The 18,274-nt window shown below is 44.2% G+C and carries 13 protein-coding genes; 5 read left to right on the top strand and 8 right to left on the bottom strand.

Features of this window, described 5'->3' with window-relative positions:
- Positions 1 to 61 precede the first annotated feature (61 nt).
- Positions 62 to 961, bottom strand: a complete 900-nt coding sequence (gene oxyR, locus C9J48_RS16440; protein WP_006233857.1) for a DNA-binding transcriptional regulator OxyR — start codon at positions 959 to 961, stop codon at positions 62 to 64.
- Between the two features lie 162 nt (positions 962 to 1,123).
- Between oxyR and C9J48_RS16435 the strand changes: the two genes are divergently transcribed.
- From C9J48_RS16435 to C9J48_RS16425, 3 genes are all read left to right on the top strand, one after another.
- Positions 1,124 to 1,852 carry a glutathione peroxidase gene (locus C9J48_RS16435; protein WP_006233858.1) on the top strand — a complete coding sequence of 243 codons (729 nt, stop codon included), beginning with the start codon at positions 1,124 to 1,126 and terminating at the stop codon, positions 1,850 to 1,852.
- A gap of 118 nt (positions 1,853 to 1,970) precedes the next feature.
- The gene (locus tag C9J48_RS16430; RefSeq protein WP_006233859.1) at positions 1,971 to 3,422 is read left to right on the top strand and encodes a dihydrolipoyl dehydrogenase; all 1,452 of its coding nucleotides are present in this window, start codon (positions 1,971 to 1,973) and stop codon (positions 3,420 to 3,422) included.
- Between the two features lie 147 nt (positions 3,423 to 3,569).
- Entirely contained in the window at positions 3,570 to 3,818 is a 249-nt protein-coding gene (locus C9J48_RS16425) for a DUF3624 domain-containing protein (protein WP_006233860.1), read from the top strand.
- An 83-nt stretch (positions 3,819 to 3,901) separates the two neighbouring features.
- On the opposite strand, the gene argH is transcribed toward C9J48_RS16425, so the two are convergent.
- The 4 genes from argH to argC form a co-directional block, all read right to left on the bottom strand.
- A complete protein-coding gene (argH, locus tag C9J48_RS16420) occupies positions 3,902 to 5,779 on the bottom strand; it encodes an argininosuccinate lyase (RefSeq protein ID WP_006233861.1) in 1,878 nt (625 codons plus the stop codon).
- A 112-nt stretch (positions 5,780 to 5,891) separates the two neighbouring features.
- Complete coding sequence (locus tag C9J48_RS16415; RefSeq protein WP_006233862.1) at positions 5,892 to 7,106, bottom strand: argininosuccinate synthase; 1,215 nt, start codon at positions 7,104 to 7,106, stop codon at positions 5,892 to 5,894.
- Between the two features lie 124 nt (positions 7,107 to 7,230).
- A complete protein-coding gene (gene argB, locus C9J48_RS16410) occupies positions 7,231 to 8,010 on the bottom strand; it encodes an acetylglutamate kinase (RefSeq protein ID WP_006233863.1) in 780 nt (259 codons plus the stop codon).
- A gap of 10 nt (positions 8,011 to 8,020) precedes the next feature.
- Positions 8,021 to 9,034 (bottom strand): N-acetyl-gamma-glutamyl-phosphate reductase, encoded by a 1,014-nt coding sequence (gene argC / locus C9J48_RS16405; protein ID WP_006233864.1) that lies wholly within the window; start codon positions 9,032 to 9,034, stop codon positions 8,021 to 8,023.
- A 731-nt stretch (positions 9,035 to 9,765) separates the two neighbouring features.
- Here argC and ppc point away from each other — a divergent pair.
- Positions 9,766 to 12,396: a phosphoenolpyruvate carboxylase gene (gene ppc, locus C9J48_RS16395; RefSeq protein ID WP_006233865.1), complete on the top strand. Its 2,631-nt coding sequence runs from the start codon at positions 9,766 to 9,768 to the stop codon at positions 12,394 to 12,396.
- 435 nt (positions 12,397 to 12,831) lie between these two features.
- Positions 12,832 to 13,398: a PadR family transcriptional regulator gene (locus C9J48_RS16390; RefSeq protein ID WP_006233866.1), complete on the top strand. Its 567-nt coding sequence runs from the start codon at positions 12,832 to 12,834 to the stop codon at positions 13,396 to 13,398.
- An 80-nt stretch (positions 13,399 to 13,478) separates the two neighbouring features.
- On the opposite strand, the gene metF is transcribed toward C9J48_RS16390, so the two are convergent.
- From metF to C9J48_RS16375, 3 genes are all read right to left on the bottom strand, one after another.
- The gene (metF, locus tag C9J48_RS16385; RefSeq protein ID WP_006233867.1) at positions 13,479 to 14,378 is read right to left on the bottom strand and encodes a methylenetetrahydrofolate reductase; all 900 of its coding nucleotides are present in this window, start codon (positions 14,376 to 14,378) and stop codon (positions 13,479 to 13,481) included.
- Between the two features lie 288 nt (positions 14,379 to 14,666).
- Positions 14,667 to 17,084 carry a bifunctional aspartate kinase/homoserine dehydrogenase II gene (locus C9J48_RS16380; protein ID WP_006233869.1) on the bottom strand — a complete coding sequence of 806 codons (2,418 nt, stop codon included), beginning with the start codon at positions 17,082 to 17,084 and terminating at the stop codon, positions 14,667 to 14,669.
- Positions 17,084 to 18,250 (bottom strand): O-succinylhomoserine (thiol)-lyase, encoded by a 1,167-nt coding sequence (locus C9J48_RS16375; protein WP_006233870.1) that lies wholly within the window; start codon positions 18,248 to 18,250, stop codon positions 17,084 to 17,086. Before C9J48_RS16375 ends, C9J48_RS16380 begins: the two co-directional genes overlap by 1 nt.
- Between the last annotated feature and the right edge of the window lie 24 nt (positions 18,251 to 18,274).

Below are 18,274 nucleotides of genomic sequence, written 5' to 3'. Positions count from 1 at the left end.
AGAGCGTCAATACAACAACAGTATTGACGCTCTTTTTTATTCCTCAACAACACGTTAATCGTTATTGTTCAAAATACGTCACCATGCGATCTTTAATTTCTGTCGCTATTTTTTCATAGCGAGTACGTAATGGTGAGCCAGGGCGATAACATAAAGTAATTAAACGGGTCGGGATAGGATCATGAACCTTGATATAACAAACACCATCACGGCTACGTTCTTTTGGGGTCGCAAGTTGCGGTAATAACGTTATCCCACTTCCTGCAGCAACCATATTACGCAATGTTTCTAGGCTCGTTGCTTTAAAGCGCCCATCTTCATTCGCCCCTGCCGCAAAACAAAAACCCATTGCCTGATCTCGTAAGCAATGCCCATCCCCAAGCATCAAGAGCGTTTCACCATGAAGGCTAGCCATATCCATCTCGTCTTTTTCAGCCCAAGGGTGGGTATCTGGCACCGCCACGACCATAGGTTCATCATAGAGTGGTAATTCAATAAAGCTTTCTGTTTCTTTTACTGCCGCCAGCAAAATACAGTCTAATTTACCTTCTTCTAATAAATGCGTTAATTGACTGGTTTGTGCTTCATGAAGAAACAGTTCGAGATCAGGAAAAGATTCTCTAAACATTGGAATGATTAATGGCAACAAATAAGGACCAACAGTAGGAATAAACCCGATATGAAGCGGCCCACTCATACTCTCCCCTTGCTGACTAGCCAGTTCCGTTAATACCTTCACTTCCAGCAGCACTTTTTGCGCCTGAGCAACAAGGCTCAACCCGGCGTCAGTAAAAAGTACCCGACGACTGGTGCGTTCTAATAAAGACACCCCTAACTCGTCTTCCAATTTCCGGATCTGCCCACTTAATGTAGGTTGGCTAACAAAACACGACTCTGCAGCTTTTCTGAAATGCTTGTGCTCTGATAAAGCGATAAGGTATTCAAGATCACGAATGTTCATATTGCTTTGATTTCCACTGATAGGTATAAACTATCAAAACCATAGCAGCAAACGATTGGAGCTATCAAGTCAAAAATCGCATAATCATCACATCAAAAGGGAGCACAGATTGATACGCTCCGATTGAATCAAATAAATATTTTTAATTTAAGGAATTACATTATGTTCGCATCTAAAGAAGGTCAGGCTGTACCACAAGTAACGTTCCACACTCGTCAAGGCGATGCATGGGTCGATGTTACAACAGAAGAACTATTCGCAAACAAGACAGTGGTTTTATTTAGCCTACCAGGTGCTTTTACACCGACGTGTTCTTCAAGCCACTTACCTCGCTACAACGAGCTAGCATCAGTATTTGCAGAACACGGCGTTGATGAGATTGTGTGTGTGTCAGTGAACGATACGTTTGTAATGAACGCATGGAAAGCAGACCAAGAAGCAGAAAACATCACATTCATTCCAGATGGTAACGGTGAATTCTCGAAAGGCATGAACATGCTGGTTGATAAAGAAGACTTAGGTTTTGGACCTCGTTCATGGCGTTACAGCATGCTAGTTAAAAACGGCGTGGTTGAAAAAATGTTTGTTGAGCAAGAAGAACCAGGCGACCCGTTCAAAGTCTCTGATGCTGATACTATGCTTAACTACGTTGCACCAAACCACAAACTACAAGAATCAATCACCGTATTCTCTAAGCCTGGTTGTCCATTCTGTGCAAAAGCAAAGCAGAACCTAATCGACAAAGGCCTTCAGTACGAAGAAGTGGTATTAGGTAAAGATGCAACAACTGTCAGCCTACGTGCTATCACAGGTCGCAGCACAGTTCCTCAGGTATTCATCGGTGGTAAGCACATCGGCGGCAGTGAAGAATTAGAAACATACTTAGCTTAATTCGAGCAATAGCGCTCAAGTAACATCCGTTACTTAAATTAGAAAAGCCAATAAATAATTGGCGAGACAATCTGTATTTTCCGTCTCGCCTTTTTTGATTTTGCTCGGAGATACCAAAATGAAAACCTTGAATGTTGATGTAGCTGTTATTGGTGGTGGTACTGCTGGTCTTGGTGCTTATCGTGCAGCTAAAGCACACACAAACAGTGTTGTGATGATTGAAGGTGGCAAATACGGCACCACATGTGCTCGCGTAGGTTGCATGCCATCGAAGCTACTGATCGCAGCCGCTGAAAGCGTTCATCAAATCGAAAAAGCACCAGGCTTCGGTATTCACCCTCAAGGTGAGATAGTAATTAACGGTCAAGAAGTCATGGCTCGCGTGAAAAGCGAACGCGATCGCTTTGTCGGATTCGTTTTGGAAGGGGTTGACGAAATTCCAGCCGAAGACAAGATTATTGGCTACGCAAAATTTGCCGATGATAATACCTTAATCGTCGATGATCACACCAAGATCGTTGCTAAGCGTATTGTTGTCGCAACCGGCTCTCGCCCTGCTTACCCAGCAGTATGGAATGAGCTCGGTGATCGCCTAATCATTAATGATGATGTTTTTGAATGGAATGACTTACCTAATTCAGTCGCAGTATTTGGTCCAGGTGTTATTGGCTTGGAACTAGGTCAAGCACTTAAGCGTCTAGGGGTTGAAGTCATTATGTTTGGTCTAGGCGGCCAAGTAGGTCCACTGACCGATCCTGACGTCATGGCTTACGCTTATAAATCGTTCAATGAAGAATTCTACCTCGATGCTGATGTGCAAGTAGAAAGCATGAAGCGTGAAGGTGATGTGGTTGAGATCAAGTATATTGGTAAAGAGGGTGAGCTAAAAGACATCACCGTTGATTATGTATTAGCGACAACAGGTCGTCGCCCAAATGTTGATCAGTTAGATATCGACAATACCAGTTTAGAACTTGATGCGCGTGGTGTACCAGTGGCTGATTACTACACCATGCAGACATCAGTAAGCTCGATATTTATTGCAGGCGATGCAAGCAACCAGCTTCCATTACTGCATGAAGCTGCAGACCAAGCACGTATCGCGGGTGATAATGCGGGTCGCTATCCTGAGATCCGAGCCGGTCTTCGTCGCTCAAAGATTTCTGCGGTGTTCTCTGATCCACAAATCGCAATGGTGGGAGAAACTTACAAAGAACTTACGACACGTTTAGGTAGTTGTGGGTGCTTTGAAACAGGTTTTGTTTCTTTCGAAGAGCAAGGTCGCTCTCGCGTTATGCTACGAAACAAAGGCATGCTACATGTCTATGGCGAGCACGGTACAGGCCGCTTCCTTGGCGCTGAAATGATTGGTCCAAATGCTGAGCACTTAGCACACCTATTAGCATGGGCACACCAGAGTAAAATGACTGTTGCTGAAATGCTGGATATGCCATTTTACCATCCCGTAATTGAAGAAGGTGTGCGTACTGCGCTGCGCGATCTGAACGCCAAGTTACATCTTGGTCCAGATATGATTAAACACTGCCTAGACTGTGGCCCTGGTTGTTAATAAGTACAACGCACAAGCACTCTTAATAACCAATAAAATAATCCTGTAAAACTCTTTGCCCTCCCCCCTACGGAGGGCTTTTTTCGTTACACCTAAATCATCGAGCGTTACAATACCCATAACATTCGTTAAGTAAGAGTGAGCCTGATGGGATGTAACCTGTGTAAGAATGATGCATTCAACCAACAAGCATTTAGAAACAAGCTCGGCCGTTGCCGTCAATGTATGTGGCAACTGGCTCTATTAAGTAGCTTGAGCTGGGGAGCTTGGGGATATTTTTATCAAGATACCCCCACAGTGGTTGAATCCATTACATTGATATTTGCTGCCAGTGCCTTCTCATTATTACTTGGCACTCACCTCATCACGGCTTTAATTCGGTACTTACGCCCATAAAAAATCCGGCACTATATTTTTCATAGTTACCGGATTGATTCGTACTATCTCACTCGCGTCTGTTACTTAGCCATACAACACGGCTACGCGACGTTCACCGTTGGGATTGCTTGTTCACAACCTAAACGCACTTCTAGTGCCACTTCATCACACGCATGCTGACGTGGACAACGGTCACAATCTTTCATCACTTTTTCTGGCAGTAATGATTTCGAGGTTGGAATAAAACCCTGCTTCATGAAAAACTCTGGTAGTCGTGTCAGTACAAAAACCTTTTTGATTGCCATTTGATCGGCTTTCTCTATCAAATGTTCAACAATCGCTTTCCCCTGACCTTGTTCTTGCCAACCCGCTTCGATTCCTAGCGAACGGATTTCAGCTAACCCTGAATCATAAACATATAACGATGCACAGCCCGTTACGACACCATGGTGTTCTGCCACTGCAAATGAGCCAATATCTCGGACTAATTCATTACGTTTTCTCGGCAAGTTTTCACCCAGCCCTGCCCAGTAAACCACCATGCTTTCAATGGCATCAAGATCAGTTAAACGCGCACCACGTACTTTCACGCCCGGTGAATAACGTTTTTCTAAACGCTTCTCGACCTGCTCAATCGCATAATCAACCTGATTGGGTGCGACACCACCTAAGGCACAACGTTTATCAAGACATGACTGGATAGTCAGAATTGGATAAACATCCTCTTCAATAACAGCCGAGAATTGTTTCATTTCATCGAGAGACAATTCTTCTAACGCGCATCCTTTTGCAATGGCAGCAACAACGGCAACCCCCACAATATGGTGAGCTTCACGGAATGGAATGCCTTTCGATACCAAGTAATCAGCGAGCTCAGTTGCATTCGAATAACCTTGCATAGCCGCTTCTAACGTACGTTCTTTATTTACCTGAATACCATCGAAACATAATGCTGCCATTTCCATACAGTCATGCCAGCTATCAAGCGCATCAAAAAGACCTTCTTTGTCTTCTTGCATGTCTTTGTTATATGCCAGCGGCAAGGCTTTAACGGTCATCATCATGCCCGTCATTGCGCCATAAACACGGCCACATTTACCACGGATAAGTTCAAGAGCATCAGGGTTTTTCTTCTGTGGCATCAAAGACGACCCCGATGTCACTGTATCTGCTAACTCGATGAAGTTCGATTCACCTGAGTTGTAAAAAATTAAATCTTCAGCCATACGCGAGAGGTGAAGCATCGAGATAGAAGCAACCGAGAGTAGCTCCATTACATGATCACGATCAGACACTGAATCTAAGCTGTTACGTGTTGCTCGGTGGAAACCTAAACTGTGCGCAAGTACTTCACGATCAATAGGATATGCCGTTCCCGCTAACGCGCCAGATCCTAACGGACAAGTATCCAAACGATCTAAAGCATCACTTAAACGCGAGTGGTCACGCTCAAACATCTCAACATACGCTAGGCACCAATGTGCAAAGGTAACAGGCTGAGCACGCTGCAAGTGCGTATAACCGGGTAATACCGTACCTTGATGATCACGAGCGACTGAAACAAATTGATTCTGTAATTTGTCGAGCATAAGCAGAAGCTGCTGACCTTGTTGGCGGCACCACAATTTTAAATCAGTTGCCACTTGGTCATTACGAGAACGTCCTGTGTGTAATTTTTTACCCAAATCACCCACTTTACTGATCAGTTGCTGTTCAACCCAACTATGGATATCTTCAGCATCCGAACGTAAAATTTGCTCTGGATCTTCCATTACCGCCAGTTTTAGCTCATTCAATGCTAATTCTAAACGCTGCTGTTCTTCTTCTGTTAAAACATCAACCTGTCGTAATGCTTTTGACCATGCAATAGAACCAACGATGTCTTGCTCCGCCAAACGGTAATCAAAACGTAATGAATCGTTAAACTGCTTAAACCGTGTGTCAGCTGCCTGACTAAAACGTCCGCCCCATAATGCCATGGTACTACTCCTATGCTTTACTGCTCGACTTGCTCATTGCTTCATTATTGTTGTAACCGCTCATCTCACCTTCCGCAATATTCCGCCAAAAGGCAAGATGAAAGTCACTTTGTTATTTTTGTTTTTTCTGTGTGTTCAATGCACGAATACGGCTCGCTAGCGAGTAAAGACGAATGAATCCACCAGCATGACTGTGATCATAGACTTCATCTTCACCGAAGGTTGCAAACTCTTCAGAGTACAAACTATTCACTGAACGCTTCTGAATCACTGTAGCTTGACCTTTATACAGTTTCACTACAACTTCACCACTCACATCTTGAGCCAATTCATCAGCTGCAGCTAGCATCGATTTACAAAGTGGGGTAAACCAACGACCATCATAAATAAGGTGTGACGCCTTAAGGCCTACCGTCTCACGGAATTCATACGACTCTTTATCAAGTACCAATTGCTCTACTGCACGTAGCGCCTCATTCATGATTGTACCGCCAGGGGTTTCATAACAACCACGAGACTTAATACCAACCAAACGGTTTTCAACGATATCGATACGGCCCACACCGTGCTCTGCACCTTTTTCATTCAGGTAAGTCAGGACATTAAACGGCGACATTGCTTCACCATCGACAGCAACTACTTCACCTTTTTCTACCAAAATCGACACCGTTTCAGCTTTTTCTGGTGCATCTTCAGGATCTTTCGTCCATACCCAGCACAGTTCATTCGACTGATTCCATGTATCTTCTAATACGCCACCTTCTGTTGAAATGTGCCATGCGTTTGCATCACGAGAGTAGATTTTTTCAAGTGATGCTGTGCAAGGAATATCACGCTCGGCAAGGTAATCTAGCAATGCTTCACGGCTACGTAAATCCCACTCACGCCACGGTGCAATCACCGTTAGTTGAGGAGCAAGCGCTGCATACGCACCTTCAAAACGAACCTGATCGTTACCTTTACCAGTACAACCATGACATACCGCATCAGCACCGACGGCTAACGCACATTCAACTTGTGCTTTCGCAATAATAGGACGTGCCATTGACGTACCCAACAAGTACTTACCTTCGTAAATAGCACCTGTCTTGAGGCTTGGGTAGATGTAATCTGCTACCATTTCTTCTTTTAGATCGGCGATGTAACAAGATGATGCGCCAGATGCGATCGCTTTTTCTTCAATCCCTTCAAGCTCTACTGCACCTTGACCAACATCTGCCACAAAAGCGACAACTTCACAGTCATAGTTCTCTTTTAACCATGGGATGATTGCTGATGTATCTAGACCGCCGGAATAGGCTAATACGACTTTAGTTACCTTACTCATGATGCTCTCCTTGTGCCCGTTCGACGGTCATACCGCTCAGGCGTTTCTTGTTAAAATTACTTATTAAATACAGGTTGTAATCGGTGTTACATATTTTGTTTAGCTGAGAGGCTAGTTCAAGAATCTAACTTGAGAACTTGGTTCCGATGTTTTGCCCATCAAACAAAGCCGCTAATTTATCGGGATAACGCCACGTCGCCACTTCGATAGGTCGACCTAACGCTTTTGCAGCTTCAATAGCCGCACGAACTTTGACTATCATGCCGTCCGTAATAACTGCTTGCGTGATTAAGTCTTCAGCTTGTTGTTCTGTTAACGCTGAAATTAAGTGACCTTTGCCATCTAATACGCCACTCACATCAGATAACAGGACTAATTCAGCATCTAATGCCGCAGCCACTGCCACTGCCGCTTGATCTGCATTAACGTTCATCAGCTCACCATTGGCATCTAAACCAATAGAGCTCACTATTGGTAAATACCCAGAGGCCATAATCTGGCTCACCAGTGCACCATTACCAGGAGCTGCTTTACCAACAGACCCTAATTCTGGGTCTAGTTCGGTGATTTGACATAAGCCACCATCGGCTAAGCTTAAACCCACCGCCGCGACACCTGATTTTATCGCTTGCCCTTGCAGCATTTTATTAGCGGTTCCTGCTAATGCACCCGCTATAAAAGGAATTTGTGCTTTAGGTGTCACACGCAAGCCTTCTTTCTTAACTGTTTTCAGTTGCAGCTGCTTCATCAAGTCATCAACAAGGTAACCACCACCATGTACCAGCAGTAATGGACGCTGTGCCGACGCTTGATATGCGCTAATCGCTGTAAATAACTTTTCAAGGGTGTCGTTACATGACAAAACAGCACCACCTAACTTAATAACTAAAGGGATCTGGCTCATAGTGATGCTCCTATATCAACGCCGTTAATTGCGGGAATTCATTTCGAATATTTATGCACTGCATCGCTTGTGACGATGCACCTTTTAATAAATTATCAATCGCCGATGTTAAAACAATGTGTCGACCTTGTACTTTCCAACCAATATCACAGAAGCAAGTATTAACAACATTCTGAATACTTGCTGTTTGTTCACCCAGTAAGCGGACTGCATGAACATCACCTGACGATTGATACGCACCCACCATACACTCAGACACCTGTTGCATATTAGCACCATCTGCTAGTTTCGCGGTAATGGTGGCAAGAATGCCACGTTTAAAGTTACCAAGGTGTGGGGTAAAAATAATGTCACAATCAAGATGATTGGCGATTTCAGGTTGATGTCGGTGAGTAAATACACCGTAAGCTTGTAGGCTCACTTCGCAATAACTACTCACCATTGATGCTTTACGACCTGCGCCTGAAACACCACTGACAGCATTAATAACAGGCCATTGATTTTTATCGATAAGCCCAGCTTCAAGCAATGGCTTCAATGCCAACTGTGAAGCGGTAGGGTAACAACCCGGAACCGCAATTAACTGGGCTTGTCTTACAGCTTCGCTATTCCACTCTGCAAGTCCGTATACTGCTTGCTCTAGCCACTGAGTATGTTGATGTTCAAAGCCATAGTATTTGTTATAAAAATCATCACCTTTAACCCTGAACGCCCCAGACAAGTCAAACACCTGACACCCTGCTGCAAGAAAAATAGGGGCTAGGTTATGGCTAACTTCATGCGCTGTCGCAAGCAGAACAATGTCAGCTTGTTTGGCAATAGCTTCTGGGTTAATTAATGGCTGTAGAGGTAGATCAACAATGCCTTTTAGCTGGCCATGTAAATCACTAATAGGTTTATTCGCATCCAAACTATTGGCTGAAACATATAAACCACCGAGTTCAAGATGTGGATGTACGTGCACCATTTTTGCTAGTTCGGCACCGGTGTAGCCGCTAGCGCCTACAATAAGGGTGTTCAACATAATGATTTCCGTTTATTTGGCTTTGATTGTTAAAGCATTTGGTTTGAAACAGCGCTGCTGATGCAGCTAATGATGAGGTGCGCGCGAGGCACCAAGCGATTAAGACTTAGCGTCGTCGGAGGGAATCTTGATTATTAATCATCGCTTGGTTCATGTTAATTTTTCCTACGTCTCGTTCAAAAATCCGTTTGCTATCCATGCAAATCGATAAGAACGCGAATAATAGATTTTTATTCACGCCTTCTGAATTTATATGTTTACCGATTAATCTATACGCTGTCAACAGCGGAAGCAGAAAAAATGCCATTTCTCCTCAATATCCGCTTCTATGAAGTCTCATTTGTACTGATTCCACCAAATTCATTGGTAAAACCTTCGAAAAGCACAAACCAACCTATTTTCACTTTATTGGATTTTTCCAATCACGCTGAGTTTTCATCCCTCATGACCAAGGTCACCAATACATGATCTCTGACTATGGCATGATGATAAAATCAACCAATTTCGCTTTACTTTTGACCAATATAAGCATAAGCACACAAAAAACGTGCTTTATGACTCGTTTTTACGAAATAAAATTTCAGACTTAAAACAAGTGTATGACCAAAATCAAATCTAGCTCGATTTATCACCGATAAATGCAATCAATGTTGACCTGAAAGTGGGATCGCGGATAGATTGTTAAGTATATGGATGAATTTGATGTAACAAAATTACGAGATGGATGCGATATGAATGAAAAGTACAGTGCGTTAAGAAGTAACGTAAGTATGCTCGGCCACATGCTGGGGAATACTATTAAAGATGCACATGGTGAGGCTCTATTCGATAAAGTTGAAACCATACGTAAGCTGTCTAAATCTGCTCGCGCAGGCGATGATAGCGATCGTGCTAAGTTAATCGACGAGTTGCAAAACCTTCCCGACGATCAACTCCTTCCTGTCGCTCGCGCCTTTAGTCAATTTTTGAATTTGACCAATATTGCCGAACAGTACCACACCATTTCTCGCCACTGCGAAGAACAAGTTTGCAGCCCTGACTCAATCGATTCTTTATTTGGCAAACTGAATGCCAACAGTATCAGCCAGTTTGATTCCATTCAGGCGGTACGCGATTTAAATATCGAGCTTGTGCTAACAGCACATCCAACCGAAATAGCCCGACGTACCATGATCCACAAATTGGTACAGATTAATAAATGCTTATCAAATCTTGAGTTGAGTGAGTTATCTCACAGTGAACGTCAGCGTGTTGAACAACGCCTAGAGCAACTGATCGCACAAGCATGGCACTCCGATGTTATTCGTAAGCAGCGCCCGACTCCGCTTGATGAAGCAAAATGGGGATTTGCTGTTGTTGAGAATTCTCTCTGGCATGCGGTACCTGAATTTTTACGTCAGTTTGATGAAAAACTCGTACAGCACCTGGGTGAAAACCTACCATTAGATGCATCTCCCGTAAAATTCACCTCTTGGATGGGCGGTGACCGAGACGGCAACCCATTTGTCACCTCTGACGTAACGCGTGAAGTGATGCTACTTTCTCGCTGGAAAGCTGCAGATTTATTCTTGGGAGATATTCAAGAGTTAGTTAGTGAACTATCAATGGTTAAATGTAATGACCAAGTTCGCGAACTCGCCGGTGAAGAGCACGAACCTTACCGTGCTATTTTAAAAGATTTACGCACCAAGCTAACCAATACCCGTGATGTCTTGGATGCCAAGATTAAAAAACAAGATGTACCCAACCTCGCCATCATTGATGATGTTGATCAACTTTGGACACCACTGCACGCGTGTTACCAGTCACTACGTGAATGCGGCATGGGCATTATTGCTGATGGTCTATTACTTGATGTACTTCGCCGTATTAAATGTTTCGGTATTCACCTTGTGCGTCTTGATATCCGCCAAGAAAGCACCCGTCACTCAGATGTTATTTCTGAACTTACCCGCTACCTCGGCCTTGGTGATTACGAACAGTGGAATGAACAAGATAAAGTCGCGTTCTTAGTACGTGAGTTAGCATCTAAACGTCCCCTGTTACCACTAGCTTGGCAACCATCGGCAGAAGTACAAGAAGTGCTCGACACGTGTAAAGCCGTTGCAGAGCAATCTCGTGAAGCATTAGGGGCTTACGTTATTTCAATGGCACGCACGGCATCTGATGTGCTTGCTGTTCACCTACTACTGAAAGAAGCGGGCTGCCCATTCCGTCTGGATGTATGCCCACTGTTTGAAACACTCGAAGATTTAAATAACGGTGCATCCGTTATTAAAGAATTAATGAGTATTGATTGGTACCGCGGTTTTATTCAAAACCATCAAATGGTGATGATTGGCTACTCTGATTCAGCCAAAGATGCCGGCGTAATGGCGGCTGGTTGGGCACAATACCGTGCAATGGAAGAATTAGTTGAAGTCTGTGAAGATGCCAGTGTCGAACTAACGCTATTCCACGGCCGTGGTGGCTCTATTGGTCGTGGTGGTGCACCAGCGCATGCTGCACTACTCTCGCAACCACCTCGTAGCTTAAAAGGCGGTCTACGCGTTACAGAGCAAGGTGAAATGATTCGCTTCAAGCTTGGTCTACCTGATGTGGCCGTCAATAGCTTAAGCCTATATGCGAGCGCGACGCTAGAAGCGAACCTATTACCGCCACCAGCACCGAAAAAAGAATGGTGCGATTTAATGGATGTGCTGTCAGAGGTCTCTTGTGAATCATACCGTAACGTGGTTCGTGGTAGCGAAGAATTCGTTCCTTACTTCCGCGCTGCGACGCCAGAACTCGAGCTGGGTAAATTACCGCTGGGTTCGCGTCCTGCAAAACGTAATCCTAACGGTGGTGTTGAAAGCTTACGTGCGATTCCATGGATTTTTGCATGGTCACAAAACCGCTTGCTACTGCCTGCATGGTTAGGTGCTGGTGAAGCCATTCAATATTCTATCGACAAAGGGCACGCACAACTATTAGAAGATATGTGTCGTGAGTGGCCATTTTTCTCTACACGCTTAGGCATGTTAGAAATGGTGTACACCAAGACAAATGTAGGCATCGCTGAATACTATGACCAACGCTTAACAGACAAGTCGTTATGGCCGTTGGGGCAGAAATTACGTGATCAGCTACAGCAAGATATTAAAGCCGTTTTAAACGTGGAAAATAACGCACACCTCATGGAGCAAAATCCTTGGGGCGCTGAAGCAATCCGCTTACGTAATATTTATGTTGAGCCACTCAATATGCTACAAGCTGAATTGTTGTACCGAACCCGTCAACAAGACGAACCATCGCCGATTTTAGAAGAAGCGCTCATGGTCAGTATTGCCGGTATCGCAACAGGTATGCGTAACACAGGTTAAGCTAACAAAATAATTACCCCCTCATAAAGGTCGCTTTTGCGGCCTTTATTTTATGCTGCTCACCGCTTTACTTACCTTTAAACAGCTGCATTATTCTGCTCGGCACATTTAATTCCCTTTCAATCTCAACAATGAGACATTCAATTCACTAGTCACTGCGCTAGAGTCAAAAAACAATATGAACCAGATTGTTTAAAACTTAAGTGCAGTGCCGTAAATAATGAAAGATTCAAACGTAGGTCACAAGATGTATAATTTATTGCTTTGATGAATAATAAATTTAGTCAGCTAGGTATCGATATTGAGTATATTAATGATACTCTGTGCGATCTCAATCAAGCAGTGCAACAAGACGATTATAAAACGCCAAAGAGCGAAGGGTAACGTCCGTTTGATTGTTTTTTTTATTTTGTCGTATTTTATCGGATAGAAGAGATGTCACTACCTCACGTAATACTAACAGTACTATGTAGCAGAGATGCTACTGGTTACGATATAACAAAAGAATTCTCACACAGTATTGGTTACTTTTGGAAAGCGAGCCACCAGCAGGTGTACCGTGAACTGAATAAGATGGCCGGCAACGACCAAGTAACTTGTCAACTAGAGCCCCAAGACGGTAAACCAGATCGCAAGGTCTATTCAATTACTGATCTAGGACGTCAGGCATTACTTGAGTGGTTCCAAGAACCAGCTCGTAATCCAACTATTCGTGATGAGTTCTCAGCGAAACTGCTTGTTTGTGGTGTTCATAATTCTGAACCCATGCAACAGCAACTAGAAGCACTAATCGAAGAGTCTCATACTTTAATGGGTCACTACGCTGAGCTTGAGAAAATCCACTTTGCTAATCACAAAGAAATGGATCGTCAAGCGCGCTTAGATCGCCTAACGCTTCGTCGTGGTGTACACAACCGTCAAGCTTGGATTTACTGGGCTGAAGAAGTGTTAGCTGAATTGAAAGATATGGATAGCGCTGATAGCGATGTTCAAATCAATTAATATTCTTTACTGAGTATTTATTGATAATAAAAAAGCCGCAACAGCGGCTTTTTTTAATTCTAACATTTGGGAAGCATGATTTATTTAGCTTCAACTTCGGCACGTACACCTAATGTATGGCAAATCGCATACGTCAACTCTGCACGATTCAGTGTATAGAAGTGAAAATCTTTCACCCCTTCTCGGCTCAGCACTCGAACCATATCAATGGCATTACTCGCACCTAACATCTGACGACTGAGAAGATCATCATCTAAGCCTTGGTACTGCTTCTCTAGCCAACCTGGGATCTTCACGTTATTGGCCGCTGCAAAGCGCTTGGCTTGCGTCATGTTAGAAACAGGCAAGATACCAGGTACAATCTCAACATCGATACCAGCAGCCACACAGCGGTCACGAAAACGTAAGTAGCTTTCTACATCAAAGAAAAACTGGGTAATGGCTCGGCTAGCGCCCGCATCCACTTTACGTTTTAGATTAATCAAATCTGCCTGAGCACTTTTCGCTTCTGGGTGCACTTCAGGGTAAGCTGCAACTGAAATATCAAAATCAGCTTCTTTACGTAGTAACTCAACCAAATCGGCTGCATACATGTCAGGCTTAGTGCCTTGAGCGGGTAAATCACCACGTAGCGCGACGATATCACGAATACCATTGCGCCAATAATCTCGAGCAATAGTACGCAGCTCGTCACGGCTCGCATCAATACAGGTTAAATGAGGTGCAGCAATCAGCCCTGTTTGATCTTTAATGTCTTTAATAATGGAGTGGGTACGATCACGCTCACCAGAATTTGCACCGTAAGTTACAGAAACAAATTTTGGCTTCAGTGTTTTTAAGCGGTGAATTGAATGCCATAAGGTTTCTTCCATCTTTTCACTGCTTGGTGGAAAGAATTCAAAAGAAACATTGATATCACCGTTAATATCAGCAATGTTCTGGTTTAACGAGTCTAGATGACTTGCGTGAGAGTATCCCATAGTGAATCCCTTCCTTTTTGGCCGTGTGGCCAGCTCCCCAAATGGTGACGTCTTAAATAACCGTTTAGACGTCTATATGTCTACAGAATGTCGTGTAACCAATTTAATGTCAACAAAGTGATCATGAATTTTTTTCAAGTTCACATTGCATAAACTTCAACATAGTAAATATACGCCAAATAAGCAAAAACCCGCATATAGCGGGTTTTTAATATCATTCAGTGATTACGGCCAATCCTATACCCTATGGTAAACATTCATACTATTAAGGTAAGTATTCATCCTATTTTATAGAAGCGCAGCAAGACGATTAATATCAGACAACAAGGCACCAGCGGTGACATCACGCCCCGCACCTGGGCCACGGATAACCAACGGATTATCACGATACCAACGGCTTTCAATCGCAAAAATATTATCACAAGGTAATAAATTGGCTAATGCATGCTCTTGAGGCAACGCTTCTACGCCCACATTGGCTTTGCCATTTTTATCTAAGCGAGCAACATAGCGCAATACTTTATCTTCTTGCTGTGCTTTCGTTAAACGTTCAAGTAACAGCTCATCCAGTTTTTCGGCCTGTTCAAAAAAGCCATCGATGCTCAATGCCGCTAAATCATCAGGTACCAAGGATTCGACTTTCACCTGCTCAGGTTCAATCTCTAAACCTGATTCACGCGCCAGTATGACAAGCTTTCGCATCACATCGCTACCATCCAAATCATGGCGAGGATCTGGCTCTGTTAAGCCTTGCTGCCAAGCCTGCTCAATTAACTGAGAAAACGGTAATGCGCCATCATATTGCTGAAATAGCCACGATAACGTACCCGAAAAGATACCTGACACCGCGATAATGTCATCGCCACTCTCACGTAAATCACGCACGGTATGGTTAACGGGTAAACCTGCCCCTACTGTTGCGTTATATAACCAATGACGGCTGGTTTTAGCAAAAGCGTCTTGAACCGCATGATAATCTTTACTCGAGGCTGATCCTGCGACTTTATTTGCTGAAATCAGATGCAGACCACTTTCCGCAATGCAGGGATACCTTGCTGCAAGTTGAGCACTGGCAGTCACATCTAAGATGACGACATCGTCATAATCACTCGACGCTAATGCGGGAAATAACTCCCCATTAGCATAACTAATGGCTTCCTCATCAAAGCTATTGAGTGCACGTTTAGGGTTAATACCACTAAAGTCAATCCAATGACGGCTGCTATCAACCACCCCAACCAAGGTAAAGCTCATACCGTGGCGTTTTTCTAGCTGTTCTTTTTCTCGCTCAAATAATTCAAGCCAACGGCTACCGATATTGCCTTTACCACATAAAACAATACCGACACGTTTTTGGGCTTGGAATAAGCTTTGGTGAATACGGGCGACCAAACCTTCGGTATCGACTTTACGCAATACAGCGATCAAACTTAACCCTGATTCCGCTTCAGTCATGAACTCAACCGGTAGCCCTTTTAGCTGCTGATAAAAGCCATGACAATGCACTGGATTATTGACTACGCCGGCACCGACAGCCGCAACCATCGAGAAACCTTCGCGCAGGCGTAGCTCTGCCGCGACACCACGATTCTGTAATAGCTCTAATACGCAGTTCACCATTTCACTGGTATAAGCCAATAAAATACGTCCTAACTCGACTTCAGCACTTTGCGCTAGTGGCAATAACTGAGCTCGCTGCAGAGTACATTCTATATCGGTTTTTATTGCATCAAAATCATGAGATCGCGGTACATCTAATTCAATTAAACAGACTTCATCTAATGAGGTTACGATTTTAGCGCCACGCCCAGAAGCCAACACTCGCTCGACACGTGTCGAACCTGATTCTGGCTGATGGCTGCATCGCAAAGTGAGATCAATCGTGCTTTGCGCAACAGGTTGAAGTGTTCGACTGTGTAAGACTGGCGCGGCAAGGCGGGCAAGTTCATCAGCTTCGTCTAAGCGTAATAATGGCAACAAACATGCGTCAGCAACTTTGCGAGGATCCGCGCTGTACACACCCGCCACATCACTCCAGATCGTAACACGAGAAACGTCCGCTAATGCCCCGATAACCGTTGCCGAATAATCCGACCCATTTCGCCCAAGTAGCACTGTTTCTGACGTTTGGTTACGCGCCATAAAACCAGTGATCACAATACGGCACTTATTATGCTGAACCAGTTGCTGTTGTAATAACGGCCTTGAAAGTGTGCGATCCACTTCTGGCTGTACTGCACGTTCAGCACGCAGGAAGTCACGAGAATCTAAACTGACCGCAGACATATTATTACTATTAAGCAATGCCGCTAGCAGTCGTGCCGACCATAGCTCCCCATGGCCGAGTATCGAAGAACGTACTGCCTCTGTGATTTCTAACCCGCTAAGCTTTGCCAGTTCACTTAATTCAGCGTGTAACTGGCTCAGTAATCGATCAGCTTGCTCGCCATGCACTAGCGCTTCAATTAAGTGTTGCTGAAACTGACGTAGCTCTTGTAATGTTTCATGCGCTTGACGCCCATCTTTACCTAGGCGCTCTACCCATTCAATTAGGCAATTGGTAGTTTTGCCCGCCGCAGAGACCACAATAAGATCATTCGGGTGGGAATATTCTCGCAGAATACCCGCAACACGGCGGTAGCATTCTGGATCTGCCAGACTACTGCCACCAAATTTGTGCAATTGACGTTTCACTGTTTGAACCATTACACCGCCTCCGCAGCCAGAGTAAATGCTTGTTCAAGATCGTTAATTAAATCTTGAGGATCTTCCAAACCAACAGAAAGGCGTAACAGTGACGTTTTAATACCAGCTTCTGCTTGTGCTTCATCAGACATAGCACGGTGTGTCATGCTTGATGGATGCGCAATTAAGCTTTCGGTTCCACCTAATGATTCTGCTAATGAAAATAATTTTAATGCCTCAACGAAAACTTCAAGTTGGCGGTAAGTACCTGCCAGCTCAAAGCTAAGCATAGAACCAAATCCTTTTTGCTGACGCGCTGCAATCTCATGGCCTGGGTGCTCAGGCAAACTAGGATGATAAATTTGGCCAACCAGAGCATTTGTTTGTAGGTACTTAAGGATCTCGGCACCATTCTCTTCATGCATCCGCATTCTTGCACCTAACGTACGCACACCACGTAATGTTAAGTAAGCATCAAACGGTGCACCCGTAGCACCAATGCAGTTAGCCCACCAAGCAATGTTTTCTGCTTGATCTGCATCTTTTGAAATTAAAACGCCACCCACAACATCCGAATGACCATTGATGTATTTCGTCGTCGAATGCACCACAAAATCAGCGCCTAATTTAATAGGTTGCTGTAAAAGCGGAGAAAGAAAGGTGTTATCAACGGCAACCTGCGCGCCAACCGCTTTAGCTTGCTGGCACAATGCTTCTACATCAATCACACGTAATAATGGGTTCGACGGGGTTTCAACCCAAACAATTTTAGGTTTTTTCGCCAGCGCTTGAGCAAGCGCTACGGGATCTGACTGATCGATAAATAAAACGTTAAAATCACCTTTATTAGCACGTGTATTAAACAGGCGGTAAGTACCACCATAACAATCATGCGGGGCAATAATTAAATCATCAGGGCTAAGCAATGCCGATACAAGCAAGTTAATTGCAGCAGTTCCGCAACTCGTCACAACGCCACCGGCACCGCCTTCGAGATCAGATAAGGCATCAGCTAACATGTTCCGCGTGGGATTGCCTGATCGAGAATAGTCGTACTGCGGTAACTCACCGAGTTTGGGGAAACTATAAGTCGATGTCAGATAAATAGGTGGAACAACAGCGTTGTGCTGACTGTCTGATTCAATACCTGTGCGCACAGCGATGGTGGCAAGTTGCTTGTCACTCATTATTACCTTCCTTGTTTCAGGCTT

Origin of the sequence: Photobacterium profundum (genome assembly GCF_003026285.1) — a bacterium.
In the GTDB taxonomy this organism is placed as follows: Bacteria; Pseudomonadota; Gammaproteobacteria; order Enterobacterales; family Vibrionaceae; genus Photobacterium; species Photobacterium profundum.
Note: the sequence above shows the minus strand (reverse complement) of the source record. Positions and strands in the feature narration are given on the sequence as shown.

Bases quoted from the DNA above. Each gene is read 5' to 3' on its own strand.
- oxyR (WP_006233857.1), bottom strand. From the start codon at position 961: ATGAACATTCGTGATCTTGAATACCTTATCGCTTTATCAGAGCACAAG.
- C9J48_RS16435 (WP_006233858.1), top strand. From the start codon at position 1,124: ATGTTCGCATCTAAAGAAGGTCAGGCTGTACCACAAGTAACGTTCCAC.
- C9J48_RS16430 (WP_006233859.1), top strand. From the start codon at position 1,971: ATGAAAACCTTGAATGTTGATGTAGCTGTTATTGGTGGTGGTACTGCT.
- C9J48_RS16425 (WP_006233860.1), top strand. From the start codon at position 3,570: ATGGGATGTAACCTGTGTAAGAATGATGCATTCAACCAACAAGCATTT.
- argH (WP_006233861.1), bottom strand. From the start codon at position 5,779: ATGGCATTATGGGGCGGACGTTTTAGTCAGGCAGCTGACACACGGTTT.
- C9J48_RS16415 (WP_006233862.1), bottom strand. From the start codon at position 7,106: ATGAGTAAGGTAACTAAAGTCGTATTAGCCTATTCCGGCGGTCTAGAT.
- argB (WP_006233863.1), bottom strand. From the start codon at position 8,010: ATGAGCCAGATCCCTTTAGTTATTAAGTTAGGTGGTGCTGTTTTGTCA.
- argC (WP_006233864.1), bottom strand. From the start codon at position 9,034: ATGTTGAACACCCTTATTGTAGGCGCTAGCGGCTACACCGGTGCCGAA.
- ppc (WP_006233865.1), top strand. From the start codon at position 9,766: ATGAATGAAAAGTACAGTGCGTTAAGAAGTAACGTAAGTATGCTCGGC.
- C9J48_RS16390 (WP_006233866.1), top strand. From the start codon at position 12,832: ATGTCACTACCTCACGTAATACTAACAGTACTATGTAGCAGAGATGCT.
- metF (WP_006233867.1), bottom strand. From the start codon at position 14,378: ATGGGATACTCTCACGCAAGTCATCTAGACTCGTTAAACCAGAACATT.
- C9J48_RS16380 (WP_006233869.1), bottom strand. From the start codon at position 17,084: ATGGTTCAAACAGTGAAACGTCAATTGCACAAATTTGGTGGCAGTAGT.
- C9J48_RS16375 (WP_006233870.1), bottom strand. From the start codon at position 18,250: ATGAGTGACAAGCAACTTGCCACCATCGCTGTGCGCACAGGTATTGAA.